Origin of the sequence: Paractinoplanes tereljensis, from assembly GCF_016862435.1 — a bacterium.
Classification (GTDB): Bacteria; Actinomycetota; Actinomycetes; order Mycobacteriales; family Micromonosporaceae; genus Actinoplanes; species Actinoplanes tereljensis.
Genome location: NZ_BOMY01000037.1, coordinates 44040 through 63842, shown reverse-complemented (window position 1 = coordinate 63842; position 19803 = coordinate 44040). Strand labels below are relative to the sequence as shown.

At 70.7% G+C, this 19803-nt stretch carries 17 protein-coding genes; 5 read left to right on the top strand and 12 right to left on the bottom strand.

Features of this window, described 5'->3' with window-relative positions:
- Positions 1–25: 25 nt before the first annotated feature.
- Both Ate02nite_RS28315 and Ate02nite_RS28310 read left to right on the top strand, forming a co-directional pair.
- Entirely contained in the window at positions 26–898 is an 873-nt protein-coding gene (locus tag Ate02nite_RS28315) for an SDR family oxidoreductase (RefSeq protein WP_203810873.1), read from the top strand.
- Positions 899–998: 100 nt separating this feature from the next.
- Positions 999–3332 (top strand): rhamnogalacturonan lyase family protein, encoded by a 2334-nt coding sequence (locus tag Ate02nite_RS28310; protein ID WP_203810872.1) that lies wholly within the window; start codon positions 999–1001, stop codon positions 3330–3332.
- A 13-nt stretch (positions 3333–3345) separates the two neighbouring features.
- Here Ate02nite_RS28310 and Ate02nite_RS28305 read toward each other — a convergent pair whose 3' ends face one another.
- The gene (locus Ate02nite_RS28305; RefSeq protein WP_203810871.1) at positions 3346–4656 is read right to left on the bottom strand and encodes a methyl-accepting chemotaxis protein; all 1311 of its coding nucleotides are present in this window, start codon (positions 4654–4656) and stop codon (positions 3346–3348) included.
- Positions 4657–4815: 159 nt separating this feature from the next.
- Between Ate02nite_RS28305 and Ate02nite_RS28300 the strand changes: the two genes are divergently transcribed.
- Positions 4816–6252: a pectinesterase family protein gene (locus Ate02nite_RS28300; RefSeq protein WP_203810870.1), complete on the top strand. Its 1437-nt coding sequence runs from the start codon at positions 4816–4818 to the stop codon at positions 6250–6252.
- On the opposite strand, the gene Ate02nite_RS28295 is transcribed toward Ate02nite_RS28300, so the two are convergent.
- Together Ate02nite_RS28295 and Ate02nite_RS28290 are read right to left on the bottom strand one after the other, a co-directional pair.
- On the bottom strand, positions 6249–9125 hold the full coding sequence (locus Ate02nite_RS28295; protein ID WP_203810869.1) for a DUF4132 domain-containing protein: 2877 nt from the start codon (positions 9123–9125) through the stop codon (positions 6249–6251). The two genes, Ate02nite_RS28300 and Ate02nite_RS28295, sit on opposite strands and share 4 nt — an antisense overlap.
- Positions 9126–9181: 56 nt before the next feature.
- Positions 9182–10768, bottom strand: a complete 1587-nt coding sequence (locus Ate02nite_RS28290; RefSeq protein ID WP_203810868.1) for a sensor histidine kinase — start codon at positions 10766–10768, stop codon at positions 9182–9184.
- A gap of 191 nt (positions 10769–10959) precedes the next feature.
- Here Ate02nite_RS28290 and Ate02nite_RS28285 point away from each other — a divergent pair, with 191 nt between their 5' ends.
- Complete coding sequence (locus Ate02nite_RS28285; RefSeq protein ID WP_203810867.1) at positions 10960–11319, top strand: hypothetical protein; 360 nt, start codon at positions 10960–10962, stop codon at positions 11317–11319.
- A gap of 9 nt (positions 11320–11328) precedes the next feature.
- The gene (locus Ate02nite_RS28280; protein ID WP_203810866.1) at positions 11329–12135 is read left to right on the top strand and encodes an N-acyl homoserine lactonase family protein; all 807 of its coding nucleotides are present in this window, start codon (positions 11329–11331) and stop codon (positions 12133–12135) included.
- Positions 12136–12141: 6 nt separating this feature from the next.
- On the opposite strand, the gene Ate02nite_RS28275 is transcribed toward Ate02nite_RS28280, so the two are convergent.
- The 9 genes from Ate02nite_RS28275 to Ate02nite_RS28235 all read right to left on the bottom strand — a co-directional run bounded on the left by Ate02nite_RS28275 (position 12142) and on the right by Ate02nite_RS28235 (position 19803).
- The gene (locus Ate02nite_RS28275) at positions 12142–12909 is read right to left on the bottom strand and encodes a sulfite exporter TauE/SafE family protein (protein WP_203810865.1); all 768 of its coding nucleotides are present in this window, start codon (positions 12907–12909) and stop codon (positions 12142–12144) included.
- Positions 12910–13029: 120 nt separating this feature from the next.
- Entirely contained in the window at positions 13030–14526 is a 1497-nt protein-coding gene (locus tag Ate02nite_RS28270) for a gamma-glutamyltransferase (protein ID WP_203810864.1), read from the bottom strand.
- Positions 14526–15161 carry a cyclase family protein gene (locus tag Ate02nite_RS28265; RefSeq protein WP_203810863.1) on the bottom strand — a complete coding sequence of 212 codons (636 nt, stop codon included), beginning with the start codon at positions 15159–15161 and terminating at the stop codon, positions 14526–14528. Before Ate02nite_RS28265 ends, Ate02nite_RS28270 begins: the two co-directional genes overlap by 1 nt.
- A gap of 12 nt (positions 15162–15173) precedes the next feature.
- A complete protein-coding gene (locus Ate02nite_RS28260) occupies positions 15174–15947 on the bottom strand; it encodes a creatininase family protein (protein ID WP_203810862.1) in 774 nt (257 codons plus the stop codon).
- A 20-nt stretch (positions 15948–15967) separates the two neighbouring features.
- Complete coding sequence (locus Ate02nite_RS28255; protein WP_203810861.1) at positions 15968–16405, bottom strand: cytidine/deoxycytidylate deaminase family protein; 438 nt, start codon at positions 16403–16405, stop codon at positions 15968–15970.
- Entirely contained in the window at positions 16402–17166 is a 765-nt protein-coding gene (locus Ate02nite_RS28250; RefSeq protein ID WP_203810860.1) for an amidohydrolase family protein, read from the bottom strand. Before Ate02nite_RS28250 ends, Ate02nite_RS28255 begins: the two co-directional genes overlap by 4 nt.
- Positions 17163–18137: an ABC transporter ATP-binding protein gene (locus tag Ate02nite_RS28245; protein WP_239147760.1), complete on the bottom strand. Its 975-nt coding sequence runs from the start codon at positions 18135–18137 to the stop codon at positions 17163–17165. Before Ate02nite_RS28245 ends, Ate02nite_RS28250 begins: the two co-directional genes overlap by 4 nt.
- Positions 18134–19135: an ABC transporter ATP-binding protein gene (locus Ate02nite_RS28240; RefSeq protein WP_203810859.1), complete on the bottom strand. Its 1002-nt coding sequence runs from the start codon at positions 19133–19135 to the stop codon at positions 18134–18136. Before Ate02nite_RS28240 ends, Ate02nite_RS28245 begins: the two co-directional genes overlap by 4 nt.
- The gene (locus Ate02nite_RS28235) at positions 19132–19803 is read right to left on the bottom strand and encodes an alpha/beta fold hydrolase (RefSeq protein ID WP_203810858.1); all 672 of its coding nucleotides are present in this window, start codon (positions 19801–19803) and stop codon (positions 19132–19134) included. Before Ate02nite_RS28235 ends, Ate02nite_RS28240 begins: the two co-directional genes overlap by 4 nt.

The window sequence follows — 19803 nt, the reverse complement described above, 5'->3', positions numbered from 1 at the left end:
TCATCTGAGTTGCTAGCTTCTTCATATGACAACGTCACATGAAGAGCTGATCCTGATCAGCGGCGCCTCCACCGGGATGGGCGCCGCCACGGCACGCGAGCTGGCCAAACGCGGTTATCACGTGCTCGCCGGGGTCCGCCGCCAGGCCGACGCCGACGCGCTGCGCGCCCCGAACCTGGAGCCGGTGCTGCTTGACATCACCGATCCGGGGCAGATCGAGGCGGTCGCCGGCCGCATCGCCGGTGACCCCGGCCACCGGCCACTGCGTGCCGTGATCAACAACGCCGGCATCGCCATCAACGCGCCGGTCGAACTGCTGTCGATGGCCGAATGGCGGCGGCAGTTCGAGGTGAACTTCTTCGGCCACGTCGCGGTGACCAAGGCCGTCCTGCCCGCGCTGCACGCCAGCTCCGGCCGGGTGGTCAACATCAGTTCGATCGGCGGCAAGGTAGCGATGCCGACCTACGGGGCGTACGCGGGTGCGAAGTTCGCCATGGAGGCGATGAGCGACGCGCTGCGCCGGGAGCTCGCCCCGCACGGCGTGCAGGTGGTGGTCGTCGAGCCCGGCGGCGTGCGCACCGAGATGACCGGCCACGGCATCGAGCGGGCCGGCGACACCCTGGCCGCGCTCTCGCCGGCCGAGCGGGGCCGGTACGGCGGTCTCCTGCAGGCGATCATCAACCACGCCACCGCGTTCACCGCGTCGGGACTTCCCGCCGAGGCGGCCGGCCGCATCATCGCCGACGCCGCGACCACCCGTCGGCCGCGTGCCCGCTACACCATCGGCCGGGACGCGGCCGTGCTCACCCGCCTGTCCCGCCTGCTCTCCGACCGGGTGCTCGACCGCGTCCTGGCCGCCAACCTGCGCCCGCACTTCCCCAAGGAGCAGGCCGCCTGAGCGGTAGTCCATTTTCTGTTGTCGATGGGTGGTGAACCGCATCTACCGGGGCGTACTGATCGTCCGCTCCCGATGCGAGAGGAACACCATGTTCAGAGGCATGACGCGGCGCCACCGCCGCGGCGTGATCGCCGCCGGTGCGATCGTGGTGGCCGGGCCGGCCGCGCTGATGGCCATCACGATGATGCCGGCCTCGGCCGCGGTGACGCCGGTCGCCGACGGGGTCTACACGCTCGTGCCGGGGGCCAGCGGCAAGTGCGTCGACGTCGCCGGTGCCTCGGCCGACGGCGCAGCCCTGCTCGTGCAGCTGGCCTGCGGCACCGCGACCAGCCAGCAGTGGAAGGCCGTGGCTCGCAACGCGGGCCAGTTCCAGCTGGTCAACGGCAACAGCGCCAAGTGCATCGACGTGCCCAGCTCCAGCACCACCTCGGGCACCCAGCTGCAGCAGTACAGCTGCGGCGACGCCACTAAGAACAACCAGCTCTGGACGTTCACGGCGTCCACCGCGACGACCGGAAAATACCTGGTCAAGAGCGTGGCGTCCGGGCTGTGCCTGAGCACCAAGGACGGTTCGACGGCGGGCAACAACCCGATCGTGGAGGAGACCTGCGCCGACATCGCCCGGATGCAGGTGGCCTTCAACTACGTCTCCGGGCCGACCACGCCCACCACCCCGCCGGCGACCACCGGACGGCAGCTGGAGGACCTGGACCGGGGCGTGCTCAGCGTGCGGTCGGGCAGCGCGAACCTGGTGTCCTGGCGCCTGCTGGGCACCGAGGCCACCGACACCGGCTTCAACGTGTACCGGTCCGGCACGAAGATCACCGCGTCCCCGATCACCACCTCGACGAACTACCTGGACTCCGGGGCGGCCGCGAACGCGTCGTACACGGTCCGGGCCGTGGTGGGTGGGGTGGAGCAGGCCGACTCGCCGGCGTCGTTGTCGTTCGCGACCGGTTACCTCGACGTGCCGCTGCAGGTTCCGGCCGGCGGCACCACCCCGGACGGCGTGGCGTACACCTACTCCGCCAACGATGCCTCCGTGGGTGACGTGGACGGCGACGGCCAGTACGAGATCATCCTGAAGTGGGACCCGTCCAACTCCAAGGACAACTCCCAGTCCGGCTACACCGGCAACGTCTACGTCGACGCGTACAAGATCAACGGCACCCGCCTATGGCGGATCGACCTCGGCCGGAACATCCGGGCCGGCGCGCATTACACCCAATTCCAGGTGTACGACTACGACGGTGACGGTAAAGCCGAGGTCGCGATGAAGACGGCCGACGGCACCAAGTCGGGAACCGGCGTCGTCATCGGCTCCTCGACGGCCGACTACCGCAACTCCAGTGGCTACATCCTGTCCGGCCCGGAATACCTGACCATGTTCAGCGGTCTCACCGGCGCCGCGCTGTCCACCGTCAACTACAACCCGGCCCGCGGCACCGTCTCCTCGTGGGGTGACAGCTACGGCAACCGGGTCGACCGGTTCCTGGCCGGCACCGCATACCTGGACGGCCAGCGGCCGAGCCTGATCATGGCCCGTGGTTACTACACCCGCGCGGTCATCGCCGCCTGGGACTTCCGCAACGGCACGCTGACCAGCCGGTGGACCTACGACTCCGGCACCAGCAACGTCGGCGCGTACGGGCAGGGCAGCCACAGCCTGTCCATCGCCGACACCGACGCCGACGGCAAGGACGAGATCATCTACGGCGCGGCCGCGATCAACGACGACGGCACCCTGCTGTACCGCTCCGGCTACGGCCACGGCGACGCGCTGCACGTCGGGGACCTCATCCCGGCGCGGGCCGGGCTGGAGGTCTACCGGGTCTCGGAGGGCACCTCGCAACCGGCCGACACCATGCTCGACGGCCGGACCGGCGCCACCATCTGGAAGCACGACTCGTGTGGCTGCGACAACGGGCGCGGAGTGGCCGGTGACGTCTACGCGGGCAGCCCGGGCGCCGAGTCGTGGTCCAACGCGATGGGTTACCTGTCGAACACCGCCGGCGCGAACGTCGGACGCAAGCCGAGCTCGCAGAACTTCCTGATCTGGTGGGACGGCGACCCGGTCCGCGAACTGCTGGACAGCACCCACATCGACAAGTACGGCACCAGCGCCGACACCCGCCTGCTGACCGGCGCGGGAGTCAGCTCCAACAACACCACCAAGGCCACCCCGGCCCTGTCCGCCGACCTGTTCGGCGACTGGCGGGAAGAGGTGATCTGGCGGCTGACCGATTCGACGGCGCTGCGCATCTACAGCACCCCGATCCCGACCGACCGCCGGCTCTACACGCTGATGCACGACTCGCAGTACCGGGTGGCCATCGCCTGGCAGAACACCGCCTACAACCAGCCGCCGCACCCGGGTTACTTCCTCGGCGACGGCATGAGCGCCATCACCAAACCGTCCATCTACGTGCGCTGAGCCGGTGGCTTCGTCAGACCCGGAACTGGGAGGCCAACTGCTGTAGCTCGGTGGACATGCGTGCCACGTCGGCCGTCGCGATCTGTGACTGGCTCACGCCCTCGGTGGTGGTCTGGGCGGCCGACGCCACGCCCTGCACGCTGCGGGCGATCTCGGTGGCACCGGTGGCCGCCTCGGCGATGTTCCGGCTGATGACGTTGCCGACCTCCTCGGAGGAGCGGCCGAGTTCGGTCATGGTGTCGCTGGCCGTCTGCGCGGACTCGACGGCCTGCGCCGCGACCTGGGCGGCCTCGGTCGCGTTGCGGGCGATCTCGCTGATCGAGGTGGTCATCTCCTCCGAGCTGGCGGCGACCGTCTGCACGCTGGTGGAGACCTCCTCGGCCGAGCTGGACACCATGCCGGCCTCGGCCGAGGCCTGGTCGGCCGCGTTGCTGATCTCGCGGCTGGTGGCCGACAGCTCCTCGGCGCTGGACGCCAGGGTCTGCGCGGTCGCGGTGAAGGCCTGGACCACCTCGCGGGTACGGGCGTTGGCCCGGTCGAGTGCCTGCGCCATCCGGCCCAGCTCGTCGCGGCTGGGCACGTTGGCGACGTGGGTCAGGTCGCCCTCCGCGACGCGGTCGAGCACCGTGGAGACGATGCGCAGCGGCCGCAGCACGAGCCGGGTGACGTACCAGGCCATGGCCAGGCCGATCAGCAGCCCGACCGCCAGGATCACGATCACCAGGCGGCGGGCCCCGGTGTAGGTGGACTTCGCGTCGGCCAGCACCGAGGCGGCCTGGGCCTGCTCGGCCTGGCTGGCCAGGTCGAGCTGGGCGAAGGCCTCGGTGGTCAGCGGGGCCGTCTGGTTGGTGAGGATGGAGACCGCGAGCGGGAAGTTGTTGGCCTCCGCCGCCGGGATCAGCTTCTGGTCGCGGATCGCCCGGTACTGGGTCCAGAGGTCTTTGAACTGGGTGATCGCCGCCTTGTCGGTGGCCTCGCTGCCGTACAGATCGGCCGCCGCGTCCAGGCTCGCGTCGAGGGTCTGGATCTTGGTCTCGACCTTCTTGGTCGCGGCCGCGTCGGTAGCGATCACCGCGTCGCGGACCGCGATCCGGGCCTGCTGGGCCAGGTCGCGCAGGGTGGCCAGGTGGATCGACGGCGTCAGGTTCTGGGTGGCGATGGCCTGGCCGCCGCTGAAGACCGAGCTCAGGCTGACGATCGCGACGATGCCGACGACCAGGGCCGCGGCGGCCAGTACGGCCACGATCGCGGTGATCTTCACGCCGGTACGGGCATCCGCCACGATGGCCAGCCGCCAGCCAGTTGTCTGACTGTTATCAGCCATTTTGTGCGTTCTCCACCGCGTCATGATCATGGATGAGCAGGCCCGGCTCGCGGCGGTACGAAGATCCTGCACCCGAAAAACAACCGTTTCCGTTATCTCGCCGGTCGCCGGTCGCACTACTAGGCGATCGAAGTCCGCCGATGCGAGAGGAACCTGCTGATGTCCGGGATCAGAGGAAGAACGAGGCTGCTGCTGGCCGCCGTGGTGCTGGCCGTCCCCGGCGCCCTGATCGGCTATGCGGCGCTGCCGTCGGAGGCGGCCGCCGTCCCGGTCGCCGGCACGACGTATCAGCTGGCGGTGACCAAGAGCGGCATGTGCATCGACGTGACCGCCGGGTCGACCGCCAACAGCGCGCTGCTGCAGCAGTGGGGCTGCTCGGACGGCGCCACCTGGCAGCAGTTCAAGCTGGTCGCGGTCGGCTCGAACTATCAGCTGGTCAACGTCAACAGCGGCAAGTGCATCGACGTGCCGAACTACTCCACGGCGTCCGGCGTACAGGTGCAGCAGTACACCTGCGTGTCCAGTCAGACCAATCAGCAATGGCGCCTGGTGGCGAGCGGCTCCGGGACGTACCAGATCATTGGAATTGGCAGTGGTCTTTGTCTTTCCGACAAGGATGCGTCGACGGCCTCCGGCGCGGCGATCATTCAGGAGACCTGCACCGCGAACTCGAACAAGCAATGGGCGTTCAACCCGATCGGCAGTACGGCTCCGGCCGGCAGCCTGGTGGTGGCCAAGGACGGCACCGGGCAGTACACCACCGTGCAGGCCGCGGTCGACGCGGTGCCGGCGAACAACACCGTGCGGAAGACCATCGCGATCAAGGCCGGTACCTATCGGGAGAGCGTGGTCATTCCGTCGAACAAGCCGTTCATCACCTTCCAGGGCCTCGGTTCGGCGCCGTCGGCCACGGTGATCGTCAACAACAAACCCGCCTCGACCGCCGGGACGACCGGCTCGGCCACGGTCTATGTGCAGGCCAAGGAATTCAACGCCACCAATCTGACCTTCAACAACGACTACGACGAGACGGTGGCCGCTTCGCAGGCCCTCGCTTTGGCACTGTACGGGGATAAAGCAGTCCTCAAGAACGTACGGATCACCGCCGACCAGGACACGCTGCTGATCTACAACAGTGCCCGGGCGTACATCGCGAACTCCTATATCGAGGGCACTGTCGACTTCATCTACGGCAACGGCCAGGCGGTCTTCAACGCCTGCCAGATCTACGAGAAGCGCAGCACCGGCGGGCCGATCACCGCGGCCAATACCCCGGCGACCCAGACGTACGGCTTCCTGATCTACAAGTCGACGATCACCGGCGCCACCTCCAACACGACGCAGCTCGGCCGGCCCTGGGGGCAGGGCGCGCAGGTGCTCTACCGCGAGTCGTCGCTGAGCGCGACCATCGCCACCGCCCAGCCGTGGATCAACATGTCCACAAACACCTGGCAGAACGCCCGGTTCTACGAGTACAAGAACACCGGCTCGGGCGCGACCGTCAACAGCAACCGGCCGCAGCTGACCGACGCGCAGGCGGCCAACTACACCCCGCAGAAGTACCTGGCCGGCACCGACGGCTGGAACCCGATCTAGGTTGTCAGGAAGCGCACGTCCCGGGCCACCTCCGAAATACCGGTGGGGGTGAGCCCGGCGACGTCGCCGCGGATCTCCGCGAGATGTTGCGGCTGGTCCGGGTCCTGCCAGTGGTAACCGGGCGCGAACCGGATCTCGATCGTCCGGGCGCCCGGCCAGGTTCGTTCCAGCGAGCGATGCCCGTCGGTGAATCGCCAGCCCCGGGCGGCCAGCGCGAACAGCTTTCCGCTCGGGACCTCGGTGCCCGCGACGGCGCTCAGGTCTTCGAGACCGAACAGCTCCCGGGACACCTGCGGGAACGGCTGGATGATCAGGTAGTCGTGGAGGATCTGGGCCCAGGCCGTACGGTCCGGGGCGAAGTGCCAAGGGTGAGCGACGCCCACCGTGAGCGTCGGGCCGAGCGTCCAGGTTTTGTCGTCGCGGTCGGCGAACGTGCGGTCCTCGGCCGCGCGGAAGACCGCGACCGCCGCACCCCGCTCGTCGAAGGCCGTCCACAGCAGCCGGTGCGTCAGCTGCCACATCAGCGGATGCTCGACGAAGTAACGCCGGAACTCTTCGGCGGTCCAGCGGTCACCGAGCGCCATCGCGTCCTCCAGCGCCCGGCTGCGCTCCGCGGCAACCGCGGGGAGGTCCTTGCGCAGCTCGGTGAGATAACGCCGGGCGGCCGTGGCGGTCCGCGGAAGCCGGGTGAGGTGCCTACCGTGCTCGTCGGTGATCCACACCTGGAACTGCGCGTCGATGCCGGCCGTGAACCGGTGAGGGCCGTCGTCGAGCACCGCGCGGCCGTCGGCGTCCAGGCCGAAGTCCGGGACGATCCGGTCGGCCAACTGGGCGGGACGCAGGCCGCGGGCCGTGGCGACATCGGCGAGGCGCTGCTCGGCCAGCCGCCGGAAACCGGCGGTCCTGGCCTTGCGCGACAGTCGATGCAGGTGGGTCAGCGCGAGGTCGGTGCCGATCGCGGCGAGTACGTCCATGCCGGTACGCACCCGCATGCCGGCGCTCGCCCAGGACGGGAAGAGCGCGGTCAGCGCCGGCACGGTGCTGTCGTCGCCGAGGCGGGCGAGCGCCACCATCGCCAGGTTGCTGCGCGCCGGGTAGCCGGCGGCCTGCCACTGCTCGAAGATCGCCCAAGCCAGGGCGGCGAGGGCGCGCGGGTCACCGGTCGCGCGTAGCTCGGCGATCCCGGGATGGGGGGCCGCGATCGTCGATGCGGCGAGCAGCGGTATCACGCCTTGCAGCGTGCCGGCCGGCAGGAGCGGCAGGACCAGCCACTCCGGCAGATCGGCGGCGCGGTCGGCCGGAGTGGAGATCCCGGTGATCGCTTCCACCCGGCCACGCGCGGCCGGGCTGAGCGTGGCCAAGGTGTCGGCCACGGCCTGCGGATAGGCGAGCACATGATTGCGCAGCAGCTCGTCCACGACCCCGCCCGGCGCCCGCTCGGCCAGCACCCGCAGCGCCACCCGCGGATCGCGCTTGGCCGCCACCAGCAGCGCCGGCCGGAAGTAATTCCGCTCGACCCGGTCGAGCACCAGCCCGAACGCCTCCTCGGTAGGCACCGCGGCCAGCGCCCCGATCATCCGTTTCTCATCGTCGGCGCTGTCGATCCGCCGCGGGTACTCCCGGTCGAGCTCCGCCGCCCAGGCGGTGCCGATGCCCGCGCCACCACCGGCCAGGATCGCCTCCACCCGGGCGAGCACCGGCGCGGGCAGAGCGGCCGCCAGCAGCCGGGGATCGCCCAGCACATGCCCGCCCAGCAGATCGGTGTAGAACGGGCAGTTTCCCTCGGCCTCCAGCTCGGCGAGAATCCGCAGCGCCCGCACCGGGAAACGGGTCAGCGCCCCCGACTTCAGCAGCAGCCCCGGGCGCAGCAGCGGCCCTTCCAGGGTGACCCGGCACAGCAGCCGGAAGGCGTCGTCGGTCGGGATCGCCGCGAGCAGCCGGATGCCGTCCGGATTAAGTCGTTCCCGGTAGTTCGGCTTCTCGTCCTCGAGCGAGAAGAGCCGGCGAAAGAACGGGTCGTCCAGGAAGACGGCCGCGGCCGGCCCCACCCCGTCCAGCAGGGTGCCCACCTCGCCCTTCCGCTCGTACAGCAGAGGGGAGGCGGTGACGTTGCCGCGCAGCAGTTCGACCTGGCCGACCGTGCCGGCCGCCAGCAGAAGGAGGCCGGCGGCCTGCTTCCAGGCCTCGCCGTGGTCGGATGCGTCCGGCCACCCCGCCGCGGTCGCCGCGCAGTCCTCGTCGACCCAGTCCGTGCGCCGCGGCACCAGGTAGGTCGTGACGATCCGGCCCACCGGCGAGGTGCGGTAGCCCGCCAGGATCTCAACGGCCCGCTCATATTCCTCGCCAGGCGCCCCGGCCAGCCGCACCCGAGTCGCCCGCGCCACCGAGATCAAGCCTTCCAGGTCGCGGCCGCGCCACATCCTCTCGAAGTTCTCCTTCGGGGCCGGGTCGATCTCCCACAGCGCACCGCTGACGACGAGCCCGGCCATCTCCCCGACGGCCCGGGCGGCGAACTCGATCCCGAACCGGGCCACCCAAGCGTCGACCAGCGCCGTCGCGACGGTCCCGTTCCGGGTGCCGGCCAGCAGGGCGGCAACCGCCGCGTGGCGCGGATCGGCGCCCGGCCCGTCCGGCCCACGCCAGCCGTCCAGGTGCCCGTGCCCCGCCGCGACCAGCGCCGAATCGAAGATCACGGCGCGCCGGGCAGTCCGAGCGACGCGCTTGGCGAACTCTTCCGTCCCGAGCATGTCCCGCAGCAGCCCGACCGGGTCGGCCGGCAGGCTCACGCTTTCACCCCGGCGAGGGCTCAGCCCGTCGCGCCAGGCTTCCGGCAGCACCCAGACGTCCTCGTCCGGCAACACGAACTTCGCCACGACATCTCCCGCGATCGATCGACAGCGCCCGAAGGCTAGACCACGGGTACGACTTTTCAGCGGGAGCGGGCCAGCGGCTCCTGGGGGAGTCGGATCACGAAGGTGGCGCCCGGGCCGGTGGTGTCCGCGACGGCGATCGTGCCGTGGTGCCGCTCCAGGATGGTTCGGGTGATCACCAGGCCCAGCCCGGTGCCCGGGATCCTGGCCTCCAGGGCGGTCGACGCCCGGTAGAAGCGCCGGAACAGCCGGGGCCGCTCGTCGACCGGGATGCCGATGCCGTTGTCCGCCACCGTCCAGGTCACCCAGCCCGGTGCGGCCGGGTCCAGGCCCGCGCGGACCGTGACCGTGCCGCCCTTCGGGGTGTACTTCATCGCGTTGGACAGCATGTTGTCGGCCACCTGCCGGAGCCGGTCCGGGTCGCCGCACACCGGCAGCCGCGGCGGCAGCTCGGCCCGGACGGTGAGGTCCTTGGCGTCGGCCGCGAACTTGGTGGTAGCGATGCTCTCGATGAGCAGGTCGGCCAGGTCCAGCGGCGCCATCTCGATGGTCAGGCTGCCGGACTCGAGGCGGGCCAGTTCGAGCAGGTCGTCGGCCATCACGCTGAGCCGTTCCGCGCAGTTGCCGATCGTACGCAGATTTTGGGCCTGCTCCTCCGGATCGGCCTCCTCCTCGAACAGGGCCACCGTGCCCAGGATGATCGCGAGCGGATTGCGCAGCTCGTGGGTGACCAGCGCGAGGAACTCGTCCTTGGTTCGGGCCAGGTCGATCGCCAACTCTTCGGCCCGGCGCCGCTCCAGGTACTGCCCGACGTGCGCGGCCAGCCCGCAGAGCAGGCCGATCAGGAGCTCGTCGGGCTCCTCGGCCCGGTCGCCGTACACACAGAGCGCGCCCAGCACCCGCGACCCGGTGCGGATCGGCACCCCGACGGCGACCCGCAGGCCGATCCGGGCGGCGGCCCGGTAGCGCGGCGAGGTGGTGTCGGCGCCGAGGTCGGGGACCCAGCGGACCCGGCCGTCCTGGTAGACCGTGCCCGGCAGGCCGGTGCCCGGCTGCAGTTCGCCGATCGCGAAGTGCGCCAGGTCGCGGCCGGCCCGATTGTGCCGGGCCGTGCACGTCAGGACCTGCCGGTCCTCGTCGATCAGCCACAGCTCGGAGACCGGCCAGCCCATCCGGACGCCGAGCGCCTCGACCACCCGGGCCGCCGCGTTGCTGCTGGTCGGTGCCTCGGCCAGGCCCCGCGAGACGGCCGCCTCGATCATCGTGAACCGGGCGCCGCGCAGGGCCGCCGACACGTCGTGGGCGAGCGCGTGAACGACCTGGTCGGTGATGGTGAGGACGGTCTCGACCGGCAGTTCGTGCCCGTCGCGGTGGGTTGCGGTCAGTTGCAGCCGGCGTTCGAGAAGCCGGCCCGGGTCGCCGTCGGCCAGCCGCAGCAGCCCGGCGTGGTAGATGGCCCGATGCCGGGGCGGGGCGATCAGCTGGGCGATGTCCTGCCCGTACGCCTGCTGCCGGCTCCAGCCGAAGGTCGCCTCGGCCGCGCGATTCCACTCGACGATCCGGCCGTCGAGGGTGACCGCCACGTAGGCCTCGGACATCATGGCGAGCACCGCGTCGGCGCCGGCCGGCGCGTTCCGCTGGTGCATGCTCGACCCCCATGCCGGACTGGACCGAACGCCTGCCCGATCATTTTGCACCCGTTCGAGGATTAAAAAGCCCATTTCCGGGGTACGGGCGGTCGGCCGACCCGGTGAAACAGCGCGGAAATCCGCTGGATCTTGGGTCGTCACCTGCTCCGGCTTCAATTCCTGTCAAGCGATAGGAAGTGGGTGGCAGGGTGGGTCGGCTCGGTGCGGTCCTCACCGCCTTCTGCGTCCTGGTGCACCTCGCCATGGCACACACCGCCGCCCTGCACGGCAGCCTGATCCCCACCGCATTCGCGACCGGCATGGCCGCGCTCTGCCTACCCTGTGCCGGGCGGCTCTGGCACGACCCGGACACCCGCACCTGGCGGATGACCGCGCTGATGGCCGCGGTGATGCTCGCCGCCCAGCCGCTGATGGGCGCCGGCCACGCCCACGGGCCGGCCGGCACTGTCGCGGCCGTGGCGTTGCTGCTGGTCGCGCTGCTGCACCGGCCCGGCCAGCAGCCGGGACAGGCCAGGCCACCGTGGCGCCTGCGCCACGACGAATCCTAGGAGAAGACCTTGGGCGTACGCCGAATCATCGCGCTCACCCTGGGCTGGGAGGACCTGCCCAAGTCGGCGTCGGTGCACGGCGCCTCGCGCGCCGAGCGGGTCCGCGAGCCGGTGCCCGGCCTGCTGCTGGAGACCGACGACGGCTGGCTGCTGCTGGACACCGGTTTCAACACCGCACTGCTGCGCGACCCGGCCCTGCGCCGCCGCTTCTACCCCAGCCCGAACTACCAGCCGGAGCTGCCCGGCCCCGGCGAACCGCTGGAAGAGGCCCTGGCTGCGGTAGGCGTCGACCTGGCCGACGTCACCGCGGTAGCGCTGAGCCACCTGCACGTAGACCATGCCGGCGGTCTGAAGCATTTCGCCGGCCGGGTGCCGGTTCACATTCAAAAGACCGAGCTGGCGTACGGCCTGAGCAACCACCCCGAACCGGAACACCACTCGATGGCCCGCATCGACTACGACGACCCAAGAATCGACTGGCGCCAGGCCGACGGCGACGTGGAGATAGCCCCCGGCGTGACCGCGTTGCTCACTGCCGGCCACACCCCCGGCCACCAGAGCTTCGTGGTAGACCTCGACCCAGCGGTAGGCGGCGGCGGTTACGTCTTCGCCTGCGACGCCGCCGACCTGACCGAGAACATCACCGAAGAGCGCCCGATCGGCGCCTTCATCGGCGTAACCGCCGACCAGACCGTCCCCCCGATCCGCCGCCTGAAGGAGATAGCCGCCCGCCGAGGCTATCCAGTGATCCCAGGCCACGACCCAGTAGCCTGGCCAACCTTGACCACCGAGCTGGCCACCCGCTTCCGCCTTTGACCTCGTTCACGCGATGAGCGCGCGGACCAACAGGTAGGCGCCGACGACCAGCCCGAACGTCACGATCACCACGCGCAGCACCGGGGCCGGCAGCCGCCGCGCCACCCGCGCCCCGAGATAGCCGCCGGCCACCGTGGCGGGCGCGACGACCGCGACGACCGCCCAGTTCACCGGCCCGAAGATGCCGTACACGGTGAGCGTGACCAGCCCGATCACCGACGAGAGCAGGTTCTTCAGGGCGCTGACCCGGGCCAGCGTCTCGTCCAGCACCAGAGCGAGCCCGGCCACCAGCAGCACCCCGAGCGCGGCGTTGAAGTAACCCCCGTAAAGCGCGCAGAGGAACACCGCGAGGTGCAACATGACGACCCCACGCCGAGCCGAAACCTCCTGCGGATGCCCGACCAGCCCGCGAAGCCGAGCCTGGAACGCCAGCGTCAGCGCCGCCCCCATCACCAGAAACGGCACCACCAGGTCAAACACCCGCCGGGGAGTATGCAGCAGCAGCCCACACCCGCACAGCGCACCGATAACCGCGGTAGGCAGCACGCGAAGGATCCGCCGCCCCTGCCCCACCAGATCGGCCCGGCTGCCAACCACGCTGGAGGCATAGCCAGGCGCCACCGACAGGGCATTGCTCACGTTGGCCGCCACCGAAGGCAACCCGATCGCCAGCATCCCCGGAAACGTGATCAACGACCCGCCCCCGGCAATCGCATTGACGGTCCCGGCCGCCAACCCAGCCACCAGCAACAACGCCGCCTGAGCAACGTCCACATCCACTCTCTTTCAAGATCAAATTATTAGCGTACGGCCTCAGCGCGGCCCGCGGAAAGCGGCGGGCAAAGCCGCACAGCCCCTCACAACGTCCTCCGAGGAGGGTGTCCGGGGAGTGCGTCAGGTGAGGATGGCTGCCAGGCCGTCCGCGCGGGGGTCGCTGGCCGCGGCCAGGACGCCGCCGCTGAGCCGGGCCATCTGCACGTGCCCGGCGTCGTCGTGCGGCCCAACGGTGTACTCCACCGCAAGCCCGAGCCCGCGCCCGGTCTCCTCCAGCCCCGCCGCGCCCGGGGTCCCCGGCTCCAGGAGCAGGGTGGGCACCTCCCGGTCGATCTCCCGCGCGCCGATGATCCAGCGCGGCCGGGCCAGTACCGCAGCCGGATCGCCCGAGCCGAACGCGTCCGCCGCAACCTGGGCGAGGATCCACGGCTGGGACCGCCCGCCCTGACAGCCCAGCGCCAGCACGGTGTCCCCGCCGATGGCCAGCGTCGGGCAGAGAGTGTGCGGCGGCCGGACCCCACCGGCCAGGCGTCCCGGGTGATCCGGTTCGAGGCTGAACGACGAACCCCGGTTGTGCAGCACGATCCCGGTGTCCGGCTCGAGGATCCCGGACCCGAAGCTCTGAAAAACGCTCTGGATAAGCGTGACCGCGCTGCCGTCGTCCCCCACAGCGGTGACCGCCACGGTGTCCCCAGCCGGCTTCGGCCCGTCCGGATCCGCGCCAGCCGAGACCGGCGCCCGAAGCAGCAGCCCATCCAGGTCAACCGCCCCGGTGCGCGGATCCCCAAGCAGCGCATCCCGGGCAACCTGAGCACGCCGAGCGTCGGCAAGCAGATCCCCAGCCCCGACGATGCCAAGGAACGTAGCCCCCTGCACCGGCGGCGGCGCCGCCACCCAGGCCACGTCACCGGCAGCGGCGCTCAGGGGTGTGGTGACCTCGGCCTGGTGGGCGGCGAAGTCGCTTACTGACAGCGGGCTGCCCAGGGCGTTCAGGCCGGCGACCAGGCGGTGACCCAGGTGGCCACGGTAGAAGGACCGCCAGTTGGTGGCGATCGCGTCGAGGGTGGCAGCGAGCTGCGGTTGCACCAGGGTGTCGCGCGGCTGTCCGGCGTCGTCCAGAAGCAGTTCGCGGAGGCCAGGATCGGCTTGGATGTCGTCGAGCCGTCCCAGGATCGCCCGGTGCAGGCCGGCGCTGACCGGCACGCCGTCGGCGGCCAGCGCGCGGGCCGGGGCGAGCAGCTCGGCGAGCGGAAGTCGGGCGCCCAGCTCCGCGATCGCCGCCCAGCCGGCGACCACGCCGGGCACGGTGACAGTCTGCGGCCCGGCAAATGGCATCCGTGGCCCAGCGGCCCGCAGCGCGTCCACGTCGACGTTCGCGGCGGCGGCCCCGATGGAAAGCACCGCCACGGCCTCTCCAGCCAATCCCGCCGGGGACGAGGCTGGGGCTGGGCGGACGATGGCTACCAGGTCGCCGCCTACTGAGCACTGGTGTGGGTAGGCGACGGTCAAGGCTGCGGCGGCGGCCAAGGCTGCGTCGAACGCGTTTCCGCCGGCCGCCACCACCGCTCGGGCCGCCTCTATCGCGGCCGGGTGGGGGGCCGCTACCGCGACCGCCATCAGGCGTCTCGCTTGATCAGGATGGCTCGGGCGAACGAGCCGTCGGCGTCCACCAGCTTGGCCGGCAGGCAGACCAGCTCGTAGGCGCCTGGCGGCACGCCGTCCAGGTCGGCGTTCTCCAGGATGATCAGGCCCGCTCCCAGTAGCACGTGGTGAGCGTCCCACGTCTCGGTGCGGGTGTGGCTTTCGATGGTCAGGTAATCGATGCCGATCAGCTCTACCCGCTGGTCTATCAGCCACTGGGCGGCGGACGGGGAGAGGCCAACCCAGGACGGGGCGCGGTCCGGCTCCTTCAGCGGGCCGGCCGAATTCGAGGTCTTCAGCAGGACCCGCTTCTGGCCGGCCACGCCGGCGGCCGCAAGGTCGTCGACGGTGATGTCGCCGGTCACCGCGGTCAGGTCGGCTACCAGGGCAGGGCCTACCAGCGAGTGCAGGTCCAGCTTGTCGACCGGCGTCGCGCCGTCCACGAAGTGCGCGGGCGCGTCCACGTGCGTGCCGGTGTGGGCGCCCAGCCGCCAGCGGGTCACGTTGGAGGCGTCGCCGTTGGCCAGGGACTCGACTACCTCGACCTCCGGCTTGCGGCCCCAGTGCAGCATCTCCGGGTGGATCGGGAGGGTGATGTCGAAGATCTCCACGACGGGTCCTTTCTAGTGAGGGCGGTGCGCGGACGACGGCCAAGGCTCGCGGGCCGCGGCGGCGACGGCCCGGGCGGTGGTCTGCACGCAGCGTTCGAACTCGGACTTGCCGTGTTCGGCGTTTGCCTCGGCCACGTCGCGGCCCCACACGCCGGTTTCGCTGACCTGGTCCATCCGGTAGTCCCAGAACGAGTCGACGTCCACGTGTGAGGTGGCTCGGTCCATCCGGACCAGGTCGGGGCGCAGGTGCAGCATCACCGAGGTCTCGAAGAAGTTGGCGTGCATCAGGCCGCGGCCGAACTGCACCCGGCCGTTGACCTCGGGGCCGGGGTACATGGTGACGTAACCGATCGCCCGGATGCGCGCGTCCTTATGCCGTACCCGTAGCTTCTCGGCCGAGACGTCCAGCGCGCCGTTGTTCCAGATATGGCCGTTGAGCAGCACGAACTGCCGCACGCCGGAGGCGTGCAGCGAGTCGATCACGTCTTCCATCACGGCGATCAGGGTTTCCGGGCGCAGCGCGATGGTGCCGGCGAAGTCGCCGTGCGAGCCGGACACACCGTAGGTGATCGGCGGGATCACGGGTATGCCGGTGACCGCCGAGACCTCCTCGGCCACCGCCTGGCAGATCACCGTGTCCACGTTGAGCGGCAGGTGCGGGCCGTGCTGTTCGACCGCGCCGACCGGGATGATCACCGTGTCGGCGCGGGCGACCGTGTCGCGGGCCTCGGGCCAGGTCAGCTCGTCCCAGCGCACCGGCCGGCCGTTGCCGCCGAGGTTGTCCATCGAAGCCTCCAAGGGAAAGGTCACCAGAGCCGCCGCGATTTCGACGGCAGCAGGTCTAGAGCGGGCACCGCGATCACCTCGTCGGTGTCGGGCACGGTCAGCCAGACCGTCGCGGCGGGGCTGTAGTCGCTGATCAGCTCCCGGCACACCCCGCACGGCGCGATGATCCGGAACCGGTCGGCCGGCTTGATCTGCACGGACACCACGCCGGCCACCTCGCCGAGGGCTACGCCCGCGGCGCGGGCGGCCCCCAGAGCAACCCCCTCGGCGCAGATCGAGCTGCGCCGGCAGGAGCCTTCGACGTGTACGCCGAGGTGCACCGACCCGTCCGTGGTCCGCAGTGCCGTCGCGACCTCGTGCCGACCGGCCAGGAAGACCCGGCCGAGTAGTTCCTCGGCCCGCCGGAGCAGCTCCACATCGGCCTCGGCCATCGACGGAGCCGCGGTAACTGGCGTCATGCGGGCAGGCCCAGGAGCCGGGCCATGTTGCCGCCCTCGACCAGGGCCCGGTCGGCCTCGTCGGGCACCGCCTTGGCGATCTTCATGCGTTCCAGGTCGAAGTCGGAGCCGGGCCACTCGCTGCCCAGCAGGATCTGCGACGGGCCGAGCCGGGCGTACGCCCGCTTCACGTCGCTCACCAGCGTCGCCGACGTCTCCAGGTAGATGTGCGGGTTCCGCTCGGCCACGATGATCGCCTCGGGCACGTTCCAGACCGCACCCATGTGCGCGATGATCGTCGGCACCTCGGGGAAGCCCTTGGCGATCTCCTCGATCGCCAGCGGCGCGCAGAACGCGTCGTCCAGCGCGTTGATCAGCACCGGCAGGCCGAGTTCGGCGCACCGGGCGAAAACCGGGTCGAGCAGGCCGTGGTCGGCCACGTGATAGCCGTGCAGCGACGGGTGCAGCTTCAAACCGGACAGCCCGAGGTCACGGATCCGGGTGATCTCGTCGAGCGCGTCGTCGGCCTGCGGCATCACCTGGCCGAAGCCGAACAGCCGGTCGGGGTGGGACTTGACCAGCCCGGCGATGAAGTCGTTCTCGATGCGCTGGGCGAGCGAGCAGACCATCGCCATGTCCACCCCGGCGGCGTCCATCCGGTCCAGGATCCGTTTCGGGTCGAACGGCGTGTAGGGCGGCGGCGCCTGCCCGGGCCGGGCCCCGGTGAGGTAGTCCGAGCGCCCCCGGACGTCCTGGGTGGTGTTGTACGCGTCGATGATCATGCGGGGCCTTCCAGGGGAATCAGTGGCAGGTGGCATCGGACCTGGCGGCCGTCGGCCACAGTGCGCAACAACGGTGCTTCCGTGCGGCATTTGTCCACCGCGTACCGGCATCGGGTGTGGAACGTGCAGCCGGCCGGCGGGTCGGCCGGGTCGGGCAGCTCGCCGGTGAGCTCGATCCGTTCGCGCGAGGGAGTGGCAGACAGGGTCGGGACGCTGGAGAGCAGCGCCTCGCCGTACGGGTGGGCCGGACCGGCGAAGAAGTCGTCGCGCGGGGCGACCTCGATGATCTCGCCCAGGTACATGACCGCGATCCGGTCCGCGATGTGCCGCACCACGCCCAGGTCGTGCGAGATGAACAGCATGGTCAGGCCGCGGTCGCGGATCAGGTCGGAGAGCAGGTTGACCACCTGCGCCTGGATCGACACGTCGAGCGCGGAGACCGGCTCGTCGGCCACCACGAACTTGGGCGACGGGGCGAGCGCACGGGCGATGCCGATCCGCTGCCGCTGGCCACCGGAGAACTCGTGCGGTCGCCGCCCGCCCGCTTCCCGGCCGAGTCCGACCTGGTCGAGCAGGTCGTCGACGACCGCGCGGGCCGCAGACGGTGACATGCCGCGGGCCCGCAGCAGCGGCTCGGCGACGATGTCGGCGATCTTCCGGCGCGGGTTGAGCGAGCCGAACGGGTCCTGGAACACCATCTGCAGGTCGGCCCGGGTGCTGCGGAACAGCGTCCCGCGCATGGTGGTGATGTCCGCGCCGCGGTAGCGGATGGTGCCGCCGGTCGGCTCGGTGACCCGCACGGTGGCCCGGCCGAGGGTCGACTTGCCGCAGCCGGACTCGCCGACCAGGCCGAGCGTCTCGCCCTCGTAGATGGTCAGGTCGACGTCCCGGACCGCGCGCACCCGGCGCCCGGCCGAGCCACCGAACTCCACCCGCAACTTCTCCAGCTCGATGAGTGGGGTCGGCTTCACGGCGTCACCGCCAAGGTTTCCCGCGAGCGCTCGAGCACGCAGCGGTCGAGATGCGCTTGTCCGCCGTACCGCTGCTGCAATTGAGGGATGGCGTCGCCGCAGGCAGCGTGAGCGAACGCGCAGCGTGGGGCGAAGGCGCAGCCCTTCGGGCGCGCCACCCCGGTGAGCGGGCTTCCGGCGATGGCCGGAAGCCGCGCGACGGCCGGGCCGTCGACCCGGGGGACCGAACTGAGCAGACCCATGGTGTACGGGTGTTGCGGGTGAAAGAGGACCTCGTCGCGGGTGCCGCTCTCGATGATCCGGCCGGCGTACATGACGGCGACCCGGTCGGCGACCTCGGCGACCACGCCGAGATCGTGGGTGATCAGCACGATCGCCGTGCCGTGGTCGGCCTGCAACCGCTTGAGCAGCCGCAGCACCTGGGACTGGATGGTCACGTCGAGCGCGGTGGTGGGTTCGTCGGCGATCAGCACGGCCGGGTCGTTGGCCAGTCCGATGGCGATCATCACGCGCTGCCGCATGCCGCCGGAGAGCTGGTGCGGGTAGGCCCGCGCGGCCTGGGCCGGGTTGCCGATGCCGACCTCGCCGAGCAGTTCTACGGCCCGCTCCCGGGCCTGGCGTTTGGGGACCTTCCGATGCGTACGGATCATCTCGGCGACCTGGTCGCCGACCCGCTGGGTGGGGTTGAGCGCGGCGAGGGCGTCCTGGAAGACCACCGCGATGTCCCGGCCGCGCACCCCGCGCAGTTCCTTCTCGTCCGCGGCGACCAGGTCGCGGCCGCCGAAGAGAACCTCGCCGCCGATGTGCGCGCGCGGTCCGCGGTTGAGCCCGACCAGGCTCATCGACAGCGCCGACTTGCCGGAGCCGGACTCGCCGACCAGGGCCAGGATCTCGCCGCGGCGCAGGCTGAGGTCGACGCCGGCGACCGCGGGCAGCCGCCCGGCCGGCACGTCGAACTCGACGGTCAGGCCGCGGATCTCCAGCAGGGTTTCGCTCATAGCGCGGCCAGGGCCTTTTCGATCACCGTGAGCACGTCGGCCGGCCGGACCCGGGGAGTGAAGTGGCTGCCGGGGACCTCGCTGGTGGTCGCGCCGGCCCGGGCGGCCATGTCCCGCTGGATCACCGTGGGCAGGGTCTTGTCCTCGGCGGCGACCAGGTACCAGGACGGTTTGGTGCGCCAGGCCGGCACGCCGGTCGGCTCGCTGAAGATCCGGTTGTCGCTGGGCCGGGACTCGGAGTCCCAGATGCCGCGCTGGTCGACCGGCACGTCCCAGCCGATCTCGTCCCAGTACTCGTCGGTGTGCTCGGAGGCCCATTCGCCGTTCGGGCCGCGCCGCATGTACTTGGAGACCTCGGCCGGCGGGTAGGCCTCCACGATGCCGTTGACCGTCTCGCCCTCGTCGGGGGCGAACGCGGCGACGTAGACCAGGCCTTTGACCAGGTCGGAGCGACCCACGTTGGTGATCACCGCGCCGCCGTAGGAGTGCCCGACCAGCAGCACCGGCTCGTTCAGCGACGAGACCACGCCGAGGGTGTGCGCGACGTCGTCGGTCAGCGAGGTCATCGGGTTGGTGATCAGGGTGTGTGCCCGGCCGCCGAGCAGCGGGACCAGTTCCGACCAGGTGGTGGGGGTACCGCCGGCGCCGTGGACGAGGACGATGTGCAT